Below are 9,892 nucleotides of genomic sequence, written 5' to 3' on the forward strand. Positions count from 1 at the left end.
GGCGCCGATCTACGCCGCTCGGCCGGCGGCAAACCGAACGAAACGAGTCCAAAGCCGTCAATCGCTGCCTGACGCGCAAGCTGAGACTCATCCCCGCCGTCACCGAAATCCGCACCCTCATCGCTCGGCTGATCATGCGAAAGCCCGCAAAACCGGCTTTCATTCTCGCCTGGTCTCCCTGGCGACGAACCCATCAGGCGCAAGCCATGCTCGCCCACTACAGAAAACGAGATCAGCTACAACTGTAGTACTAAGCAGATCTTCGATCGCGAATGGTATTTGGTGACACTGCCTTCAAGTTTTATCTGGTTTTGAATTTGCTTCAGCGGTTTTTGAGGTGCTACCCGATTTATGCCGGCGGGAGCTGGAATTTTCCTGGAGTTTCCATACACCGGTTACCACATCTTGAGGGACGCTACTTGGTACGGTTTTTGCTGCAAGCGGCTTGGGCTCCCTCTAAGGAGCCTAGTCAACCAAAGGAGCATGGAAATGGCAGCGAATACGGATCAACCAGGACTGTTGCACACCCCAGAACATCTAAAGGCATTGGCTGAGCAGCTTCGCGCTGAAGCAGCGCGTGCCGAGGCAAGAGCGCTGCGCCTTCAAGAGGGAAGAGAGGCAGCAAGTTGTGCGCCAGGCTGTTGGAATGCTCTATCCACCTGCATCGCGGTGCAGCAGCTTTGAATTGAGCAACGTTGGGCGGCGGGCCCGCCGCCCAACGTTTGTACATCCTGGATAATATCAGATGATGAATCACTTGAAGCTGCCCCCACATCTTGAAACGAGTGTGCGACTTAAGCCCATGTCTGGCTATGCTTTGGTCTATGGCCGCCATCCCTCGCAAATCAGAATCATCGACCCCTCCCATGCATTCTTTCTGTCGTTGTGTGGAGGTACGCTCCTATCCACCGACATTGCGCATGTGTACGGCCATACCTTTGGCCTATCCGAAGGCGACGCAAAATCACAAGTGGAGCAGTTGCTCAGCTTGTATCGGGTCTTCCTCACATTCGAATCAAGACCGCCTTCCGAAAAGCGATTTGATCCCAAGAAGTTCCTTTATCCCGCCAACCCTTCGATCGTAGAGTCCGCCGCGTTGGGGAAGTGGCCTGTCCCGGCGGGAGTCAATTTAAATTTGACCTTCAAATGCAACTTTAACTGTTCTTACTGTTACCAAAATCGTCTTCAGGAGAGCGATCAGCGGTGGAATTTGCGGAAGTGCCTTGAACTCGTGGATGAGGCGGCAGATTGGGGCGTCGTGTTTCTAGGGCTAACAGGCGGTGAGCCCACGATGTTCAGGGGTTGGCTCGAGTTGCTGGAGCGAGTTCTAAAGCTTGGCATGATCCCGACCATTACCAGCAACGGCACTGTGATTGGGACTGATCCAAGCATAGCGCGGAGGCTGGCTGCAGCTGGCATGCAAGAAATGACAATCAGCTTGGATGCGTCAACACCGCGGCTACATGACGAAGTCACTAGATCCCATGGACACTTTCCGAAGGTTGTGAACGCAATCCGCTTTTTGCAGGCGGCTGGGATCCGGGTCATCGTGAAAAGCGTGCTAACTCCGGCCACGCAGCACACAATTGAAGATTTGATCGATTTCTTGGTGGAGGCAGGGGTTGCAGAAATTGGTATCTCTCACATGGAGAAGGGTGCTATCCGGGCTGCTGCCAACGATGCTCCCAATGTAACGGCAGAGGAGGCAGTCCATGTCAGAGAATTGGTACGGCGTAAGCGCGAGGAGCACGCGCAAGCGTGCGTCGTGCATTTACCGAAAGATGCCGGTAAAAGGTGGCAGGACAATGAGTGGTATCCCTGTGGTGGCATCAATATGGGCATGTCGGTCTTCCCAAGCGGTGGCGTCTCAGTTTGCGATAAGATGCACGGCGTGAAGGAGTTCACGTACGGCAACGTCTTTGAAGCCGGGCTTGAGGCAATCTGGCACGGAGATGCTTTTGCTGCTCTGCGCGCAAGGACTGTGGACGAGAAAGTCGTCGCCCCAGAATGTGCACGTTGCCAGAAATTACATCAGTGTCGAACATCCTGTTTCGTGGATTCATTCGCCGTGACGAGCAGCTACTATGATATACACCCATCTTGTGGTGGGCCGTTTTAAGCTAAAGAAATAAAGGTCGTGTCGCAGATTTTTTTGGTTAACCACATGTTGACCATCGACGATGAGAGGCTCCCTCAAAAAGATGTGGGTGATTTCAACAGATTGTGATTTCTTCGGATTTGCGAAGATGCGATCGAGTTCACGATGGCCTGGACCGAACCACCCGTCGGCAATATGCCCGGCGAGCAGCATGCTATGCAAGCGATATGCCGGATAGAGAATGGCGAATTGTCGAGCGGCTCCTACTTGCGCTGCGTCGATTTGGGCGACCGCGAACAACGGTGCTGCATGAGGTCATGAATGCGCTTTTGTACATCGCCTAGACCACCTGCCAATGGCGGATGATGCCAAAGGACTTTCTGCCGTGCTCCAGCGCCGCCGACGTTCCGGCCCGGAGAGGACTTCCATCTCAAAATTGCTGCTAGTCATATTACCAACATTACTCCTACCCACTTAGCTAAGTGGGGGAGCATGTCCGAGCCTTTCGGGGGCTAATTCACTGGAAGGCAAAGAGGCCGGTCCTACGGCAGGCATGATCGACAACGGTACCCTTATCGGCTCCCAAAAGGGCTCTGACGCAATTTTGGTGGTCAGAGGCCGATCCGGCGCGATGACGCGGGCCTGAAGGAGGTCGATTTTTCCTCGCCCGTATATCTGGCGTTTTTCAACCTTGAGCTTGGTGATCTCACCCTCTGTCTGTTCATTTGACCACGGCGAATTGATCGCGGCACTCACGGCTGCCCGGTCTTTGGCGACACCATTGGCGAAGGCCGCGACCAGACTTGATCGGGCGCGTTCCCACAACGGTTCGAGATCGGCGAGAGATTTCTTACGGATCATGGCTTGGAAAGCGGCGACGGCTTCCTGCGCTTCGACGAGTTGTGGCACTCCGCCTTCAATCGCGGTAACCGTTACGGTCTGAGACTTGGAAAGATCGTCGCGCCCGATGGTCATGAGGCATACGACAGTCCGTGCCGACGGCGTACGGCTCAAGACATCACAACCCATCTTTTCCGCCTTTCTCCGACGCGTCGCCCACTCGGTTACAACACCAAGGCAGCCCCGGAATCCCTGGCGCGTTAAGTCTCGCCACAACTGTGTGCCATTGCGGTGACCGGCACTCCATTGGGCATCGAGCCATGGCAGATAAATTTCAAGCGAGTTCTCCCGCACGTACCCATCCGAGCGGGGCCGCAGGATTTTGGGTGCCGCGCGTGGTAACGTCGGTTCATGGAGATCGATGAGGACAAGATCGACGATGCCGTTTTGGCGCTGTTATGGCTGACGCTGCATAACGAGCGTTATGCCTGGAAGGGCTTCGACTGGGCAACGACGGATCGGCTTCACAAGAAGGGCTTGATCGGCGACCCGGTCAACAAGTCGAAGTCATTGATCGTGACCGACGAAGGCTTGGAGCGTTCGGAAGCGTTGTTCCGGGAGCTGTTTACGCGGCCGCCGCAATAGCCGTCCCTTTGTGTGTCTTCCATTGCCAAGGCAGTAGCTCGTGCAGGCGGGAGACGGGAAGAACGGCGATGCGGGCGAACACATCGGCGAGCCACGCCTTCGGGTCGACGTCGTTGAGACGGCAAGTCGTGATGACGGAGAGCATGATGGCGGCACGCTGGGAGCCGGCGAAGGTCCAGTTTCGACGCCCGAGTGCAATTCCTCTCAGAGCGCGCTCGGCCGCATTGTTCGTGAGAAAAATCCGGCCATCCTCCAGGAACCGGGCAAAGCCATCCCATCGCTTCAGCATGTAATCGATCGGCTCGATCACCTCGCACGATTTGCTGAGCGTGGCGCGCTCCCGTTTCAGCCAATCGCGCATGTCGTCGAACAGCGGCTTGCTCTTTTGCTGCCGCGCGGCCAACCGTTCTGCGGCGCTCAATCCATTGATCTCGCGTTCGATCTCGAACAGCGCATCGTACCGTTGGACGGCCCCCAGGGCGATTGGCGAGATCGGCTTGCCTTTGCGTTTGCGGTCGCGGGCATTTTTCTGGATGTCGGCCAGTTCAAAGAATTTACGCCGCGCGTGCGCATGGCAAAAGGCGAAGGTGATCGGTACCGCTTTCTTTTCGGCGACACTGAGCGGCTCGAAGCCATTGTAACAATCACTCTGCAGAATGCCGCCATATCCGGCAAGGTGCTTCTGCGGATGCTCGCCGCGGCGGTCGCTCGACGCATTGGAGTGCGCCCCTTGGGGTGGACAGATTGGGATGAGGAATTGACCAGTCTGCCAGGTTTTCGGAAAGAAGACCCATGGCAAAACATCGCAGTCACAGTGTCGAATTCAAACGGCAGGTCGTGCAGGAGTTCTTGGCCGGAGAAACGCTGCACGGTCTGGCAAAACGTCATGACGTGTCGCGTAACCTTATCCGCATCTGGGTGAAGTACGAGCAAGGCGGATTTGATGATGATGCGCATGCGGCCGACCTCATCCAGGAATACGAAGCCCGGATCGCCGCCCTCGAGAGACTGGTTGGCAAGCAGGCTCTGGAACTGGAATTTCTAAAGGGGCTCTGAAAAACGCACTGCGGCCGAAAAACGGAGCTACATCGGTCATCACCGGCCCCGCGGCATCTCCGTTGCGGAAGGATGCCGGCTGATGAGGATCGCGCGCTCCACCTATTATGACCGACCCGAACAGCCGGCCGACGACACAGCCATCGTCGAAGCGATGTTCGGGACTTGCGACGAGTTCGAATGCTACGGTTACCGTCGCGTGGGTGCGGCCCTGCGGCAGCAGGGTCTTGTCGTCAATCACAAGAAGATTCGTCGTCTCATGCGCGAACATGATCTGCATCCTAGGATCAGGCGACGTTTCATTGCCACGACCGACAGCGACCACGATGGCCCCATCTTCCCGAACTTGGCCAAGGACATCGTCCCGAGCGGTCCCAACCAACTCTGGGTCAGCGATATCACCTATGTCTCTTTGCCGGCCCGCTTTGTCTACGTCGCCATGATCCTCGATGCCTGGTCACGTTTGATCGTCGGTTATGCCATCGGCCGGTCGATCGACGCACGGCTGACTGTAGCAGCCTTGAAGGCGGCCATTGACAGAAGAAAGCCGCCGCCGGGCGTAGTTCATCATTCCGATCGTGGCTCTCAGGGCAGATTCAACCGGTCGTCGCAACACCCCAAACTTGGAGGTGTTTATCGTGACGGGAAGACGGAAATCGGAGCGATCAATGCGGCAGAAATTATCCTCGCCAGGGCGACCACCGGTGTGGCAGCGTGAGACCCTGTGTCGGTTCTGGCGAGAAGTGGCGGCGGGCTTGTCCAGCGAGGATGCCGCTGTGGAAGCCAGCGTCTCTGCCCCCGTTGGGAACCGGTGGTTTCGAAGTTCAGGCGGTATGCCTCCCACACATCTATCTCCCTCAGCAACGCCATTAAAGTGCCGCAGCCTGACGTTCCGCGAACGGGAGGAAATTGCTTTGGAGTGTGCTCGAGGCACCGGAATCCGAGCCATCGCACGTAAGCTGGGACGATCACCCAGTACAATCTCGCGCGAGATCAGACGCAATTCAGCGACACGCGGCGGCGACTTCGACTATCGCGCCATCACTGCGCAATGGCATGCTGATCGAGCGGGGCGTCGGCCGAAGGTGGCCAAACTGGCAGCCAATGTTGCCCTTCGCGACTACGTGCAGGACCGGCTGGCCGGCCTCATTGCCACACCCGACGGCATCGCCTTTGATGGGCCGGCCGTGGTATGGAAAGGGCGACGGGCCGTTCATCGGCAAAACCGACGCTGGTCCAAAGCCTGGAGCCCGGAACAGATCGCCCAGCGTCTGAGACTGGACTTCCCCAAGGACGCGACCATGCGTATCAGCCACGAAGCCATCTACCAGGCACTCTATATTCAAGGCCGAGGCGCTTTGAAACGAGAGCTATCGGCTTGCTTGCGGTCCGGGCGAGCACTGCGTTTACCTCGCGAACGTGCTCGCAATCGGGGTAAGTCCTTTGTTTGTAATGGAATCATGATCAGCGATCGCCCTGCGGAAATCGACGAACGAGCAGTGCCTGGTCATTGGGAAGGTGATCTTATTCTGGGACTCGGCAGCTCCGCGATAGGCACGCTGGTCGAACGTACAACGCGGTTCACAATGCTTCTGCACCTGCCACGCATGGAAGGTCACGGGATCGACAAGTCCGTCAAAAACGGTCCGGCTCTTGCCGGGCACGGCGCCGAAGCAGTCCGTGATGCTATCGCCGACACTATCATGGAGCTTCCGGCGCACCTACGCCAATCCCTGACTTGGGACCAAGGTGCCGAGATGGCTCAACACGCACAGCTCAGGATCGATACTGGCCTCGATATCTACTTCTGTGATCCTCAAAGCCCATGGCAGCGTGGGAGCAACGAAAATACCAACGGCCTGCTGCGACAATATTTTCCGAAGGGCACTGATCTCAGCCAGCATGGAGCTGATGAGCTTCGGGCCGTAGCGCACGCTCTCAATAGCAGGCCGCGCAAGACGCTGGGTTATCGCACGCCGGCAGAAGCGCTCGACGGGTTGCTCAAATCAGATATGATCGAAGGTGTTGCGACGACCGGTTGAATCTGCCCAGTATGCCTCCGAGCTCTACCGCGATACACTGGAAGCCAACGGCCTGGTTGGTTCGATGGGCCGCCGCGGCAATCCCTACGCCAACGCCAAGGCAGAAAGCTTCATGAAAACCCTGAAGGTCGAGGCGGTCTATCCGATGGCCTACGAAACCTTCGAAGAGGTCACCGAGCACCTTCCCCACTTCATCGAGGAGGTTTACAACAAACGACGGCTACATTCAGCGATCGGTTATTTAAGCCCACAACAGTTCGAGGATAAACACATCCGGCAAACTAGCAAATCAGCTGCCTGATCGTTGTCCACCCCAAGGGGCGCACTCCAACTAATGGGGAGTATTGATCCGGTACTGACACCATGCTCGAGGAAATAGAGATCACGCGTGAGCTGGTCGGTGCTATGTAGAATGACCCGCCGATGTGGCTGCCACAACTAAAGGGTATGCCCTTTCACCCCCACGAATAGGTGGGCGGCCGAGGGTTATGCGCTCCATGGCGGACCAGTTCGGAAGCGCCAGAGTATGCCGCCAAGACGATCATCGATGCGGGGAACGCTACGCGGCTTGTTCGGCAACAGCGGTCACATGATCAACCTTTTGTCGTTCGTGAGTTCGTAGCGGCGAACGCATTGCTGAAGGTCGCCCGATTGGCAAGATTTCAATTACCTCGGGCGAAGAAAAGCTCCAAGTAAATTAATGAGTTACTGCCTAGGACACAGTGCTGCCAAAGCGAGAGCCCGATCCCCCGGCTGGACAAGACCATCGGCAATGGCAGCGAGCCGACGCTGTAGCGCGCGGGGAAGGCTTCCAACGCTTGCTCCAAGGACTCGAAGGGCCGAGACACGGTGGCCCGAGTTGTTAAGACTTTCGGCGAGGGTAACGAGGCGCTCCTGTAGCTCGGGCGTAAGCCCTCCCGCGCCCGCCCCGACGGTTCGCAGGCCCGAGACACTATCGCCCGGGTCGTTGAAATTCTCGGCGAGGACGACGAGGCGCTCCTGTAGTTCGGGCGTAAGCCGTCCTAAGCCCGCTCTGAAGCCCCACATGGCCGCGGCGCGATGCTCGGGTTGGGCGAGCCGCTCGGCGAGCACGACGAGGCGCTGCTGGAGCGCAGCCGCAAACCGCCCTACGCCCTCTCTGAAGGCCCATAGGGCTAAGACGCGATGCTGGGGCCTGGCGAGCCCCTCGGCGAGCACGACGAGGCGCTGCTGGAGCTCGGGTAGAAGCTTTCCCACGCCTGGCCCGAGGGCTTGGAGGGCTAAGACGCGATGCTGGGGCTGGGCGAGCCCCTCGGCGAGCACGACGAGGCGCTGCTGGAGCGCGGGCGCAAGTCCTTCGACGCCTGCTCCCAGGCCCCACATGGCCGTGGTGCGATGCTCGGGCTGGGCGAGCCCCTCGGCGAGCACGACGAGGCGCTGCTGGAGCGCGGGCACAAGTGCCCCTACGGCCGGTCCGATGCCCTCCAGGGCTTCAGCGCGAAGCTCGGGATCGACAAGCCCTGCTGCGAGGTTGACGACGCGATGTTGTAGCGCGGGCGCAAGCCTCCCAACGCCCGCTCCGAGACCCTCGAGGACTGAGATGCGATATTCAGGGGGCTCGTGAAGTCCCTCGGCGAGGTCGACGAGACGCTGCTGCAGCGCTGGTCCAAGCCCTCCCACTCCTATCCCGAGAGCTCGAAGCACCGAGACGCGATGTTCGGGGTTAAGCTCCTCGGCGAGATCGACGAGACGCTCCTGGAGCGCGGGCGCAAACTCATCCACGGCTAGCCCGAGCTGCTCCAAGGCCGAGACGTGTTGCTCGGGGTGGTTAAGCCCTTCGGCGAGGTCGATAAGGCGCTGCTGGAGGCCGGACACAAGCCCTCCCACGCCCCCTGCGAGACAAACGAGGGCAGAGACACGGTACTCGGGGTCGTCAAGCCCCTCGGCGAGGTCGACGAGACGCTGCTGGAGCGCGGGCGAAAACTCGCCCATGCGCGCTCCGAGAACCTCGAGGGCCGAGACCCGATGCTCGGGGTGAAGCCCTTCGGCGAGGTCGACGAGGCGCTGCTGGAGCGCGGGCGCAAACCCTCCTAGGCCTACTCCGAGGGTTCGCAGGGCAGAGACCCGGTGCTCGGCGTCGTTAAGTCCTTCGGCGAGGTCGACAAGACGCTGCTGGAGCGCGGGCGCGAGCCCTCCCAGACCCCCTTCGAGAGCTCGCAGGGCAGAGACGCGGTGCTCGGCGTCGTTAAGTCCTTCGGCGAAGGCGACGAGGTGCTCCTGCTGCGCGCTGGTTAGGCAATTGAAATTGGGTGCGAGAAATTCCATCACGTCTGGATCCATCAGTGCGGCGAAGGGATCCGCGCCCCCTGGTTGGTGCTCCGTTAACCTATTCCAGACGGCCTGAACCCGTATCGCCTTCTGGCGCCGTTCTTCCAACGCCGCGGATAGTCGGACAACAGCACGCAGCTCGCGATTAGTCTGCGATAGTGTCAGCAGATCGATAGGGCTGAGCCCTTCCGCAACCACTACTAGTAGATCCGGCGGCAGACGCGTAATTCCTGTGACCCGTTGGAGCCAATGGTTCAGTTGTGGCATCATTTCGGTGTCCTAACTGGCAACTTCGGGCCCTTGGTCCCATAGTATTTGGCATCCGCACGCATTGATCTCTCGAGCCAGCTCGTCCTGAGGTGGGTCAAACGCCGGCTCGACATGGCCGTTCGTCGGCCGGTATCGTGAGCGTTTGACTACGCGGCTTTCGAACTCCTCTCCGATTGCCTCGTCCTGCACAACTGATAGGCATCGGAGCGATACGGCCGACCACCGTCCAAACGCTGCCGAGTCTCCTGGCCGGCACTGCATCTTCTTTGTTTAGCTACGATATGCTGCAGCGTCGCATATAAAAACGATATGCCATCATGCGCGTTCGAGAGCATTCAGCTGTGCCGGGATTCAGCGGGCGGGGCAGGCCGGTCGCTGATCAGGGACAGGTTCGGGAGACTCATCTGTCAAGCGAAGTGAAGAATTGACCCCCCCTATTGCCTCACCCAGGGATGTTACCGAAGTGTTTGGCGCTGAGATAACGGCGCGCGCTCCATCCAGTCTCCGTCGAGAATAATCTGCCCGGCTGTTTCGATGCGCCAAGCCTTGATGGCCATTTGCACCGTCCGCAGGCTTTTCTTCGTGAAGCGGGACGGATCGGCGCTCATTAGACGCTCCAGGACCGAGACTGCCG

Annotated in this window: 8 protein-coding genes and 4 pseudogenes; 8 read left to right on the plus strand and 4 right to left on the minus strand. The window is 58.7% G+C overall.

Annotated features, from left to right (window positions below; translation table 11 throughout):
- From C5L12_RS28625 to C5L12_RS28925, 3 genes and pseudogenes are all read left to right on the plus strand, one after another.
- On the plus strand, nt 1-248 hold a 248-nt coding region (locus C5L12_RS28625; RefSeq protein WP_105375012.1), incomplete at its 5' end, for a hypothetical protein.
- Between the two features lie 497 nt (nt 249-745).
- Nucleotides 746-2,119, plus strand: coding sequence for a radical SAM/SPASM domain-containing protein (locus tag C5L12_RS26715; RefSeq protein WP_105375047.1), 1,374 nt, complete (start codon nt 746-748; stop codon nt 2,117-2,119).
- Nucleotides 2,120-2,263: 144 nt separating this feature from the next.
- A pseudogene (locus C5L12_RS28925) lies at nt 2,264-2,439 on the plus strand (IS5/IS1182 family transposase); the annotation flags it as partial.
- Between the two features lie 289 nt (nt 2,440-2,728).
- On the opposite strand, the pseudogene C5L12_RS29285 reads toward C5L12_RS28925, so the two are convergent.
- A pseudogene (locus tag C5L12_RS29285) lies at nt 2,729-3,292 on the minus strand (ISL3 family transposase); the annotation flags it as partial.
- A 57-nt stretch (nt 3,293-3,349) separates the two neighbouring features.
- Here C5L12_RS29285 and C5L12_RS26725 point away from each other — a divergent pair.
- Nucleotides 3,350-3,583, plus strand: coding sequence for a DUF6429 family protein (locus tag C5L12_RS26725; protein ID WP_105375049.1), 234 nt, complete (start codon nt 3,350-3,352; stop codon nt 3,581-3,583).
- Here the strand turns inward: C5L12_RS26725 and tnpC are convergent.
- Nucleotides 3,564-4,304: pseudogene (gene tnpC / locus C5L12_RS26730) on the minus strand (IS66 family transposase); the annotation flags it as partial. The gene C5L12_RS26725 and the pseudogene tnpC overlap by 20 nt on opposite strands.
- 71 nt (nt 4,305-4,375) lie before the next feature.
- Here tnpC and C5L12_RS26735 point away from each other — a divergent pair.
- The 4 genes from C5L12_RS26735 (at nt 4,376) to C5L12_RS26750 (ending at nt 6,982) form a co-directional block, all read left to right on the plus strand.
- The gene (locus tag C5L12_RS26735) at nt 4,376-4,639 is read left to right on the plus strand and encodes a transposase (protein WP_245423054.1); all 264 of its coding nucleotides are present in this window, start codon (nt 4,376-4,378) and stop codon (nt 4,637-4,639) included.
- Between the two features lie 79 nt (nt 4,640-4,718).
- Complete coding sequence (locus C5L12_RS26740) at nt 4,719-5,357, plus strand: IS3 family transposase (RefSeq protein WP_245423055.1); 639 nt, start codon at nt 4,719-4,721, stop codon at nt 5,355-5,357.
- A complete protein-coding gene (locus C5L12_RS26745) occupies nt 5,308-6,681 on the plus strand; it encodes an IS30 family transposase (RefSeq protein ID WP_205839394.1) in 1,374 nt (457 codons plus the stop codon). The genes C5L12_RS26740 and C5L12_RS26745 overlap by 50 nt, the downstream gene beginning before the upstream one ends.
- Nucleotides 6,665-6,982 carry an integrase core domain-containing protein gene (locus C5L12_RS26750; RefSeq protein ID WP_105375052.1) on the plus strand — a complete coding sequence of 106 codons (318 nt, stop codon included), beginning with the start codon at nt 6,665-6,667 and terminating at the stop codon, nt 6,980-6,982. Before C5L12_RS26745 ends, C5L12_RS26750 begins: the two co-directional genes overlap by 17 nt.
- Nucleotides 6,983-7,173: 191 nt before the next feature.
- On the opposite strand, the pseudogene C5L12_RS28630 reads toward C5L12_RS26750, so the two are convergent.
- Both C5L12_RS28630 and C5L12_RS26760 read right to left on the minus strand, forming a co-directional pair.
- A pseudogene (locus tag C5L12_RS28630) lies at nt 7,174-7,263 on the minus strand (IS5/IS1182 family transposase); the annotation flags it as partial.
- A gap of 123 nt (nt 7,264-7,386) precedes the next feature.
- Nucleotides 7,387-8,985, minus strand: coding sequence for a hypothetical protein (locus C5L12_RS26760; protein ID WP_157949126.1), 1,599 nt, complete (start codon nt 8,983-8,985; stop codon nt 7,387-7,389).
- Nucleotides 8,986-9,892 lie beyond the last annotated feature (907 nt).

This window comes from Neorhizobium huautlense, from assembly GCF_002968575.1.
Classification (GTDB): domain Bacteria; phylum Pseudomonadota; class Alphaproteobacteria; order Rhizobiales; family Rhizobiaceae; genus Neorhizobium; species Neorhizobium huautlense.

Bases quoted from the DNA above. Each gene is read 5' to 3' on its own strand.
- C5L12_RS26735 (WP_245423054.1), top strand. From the start codon at position 4,376: ATGGCAAAACATCGCAGTCACAGTGTCGAATTCAAACGGCAGGTCGTG.
- C5L12_RS26715 (WP_105375047.1), top strand. From the start codon at position 746: ATGATGAATCACTTGAAGCTGCCCCCACATCTTGAAACGAGTGTGCGA.
- C5L12_RS26760 (WP_157949126.1), bottom strand. From the start codon at position 8,985: ATGGAATTTCTCGCACCCAATTTCAATTGCCTAACCAGCGCGCAGCAG.
- C5L12_RS26745 (WP_205839394.1), top strand. From the start codon at position 5,308: ATGCGGCAGAAATTATCCTCGCCAGGGCGACCACCGGTGTGGCAGCGT.
- C5L12_RS26725 (WP_105375049.1), top strand. From the start codon at position 3,350: ATGGAGATCGATGAGGACAAGATCGACGATGCCGTTTTGGCGCTGTTA.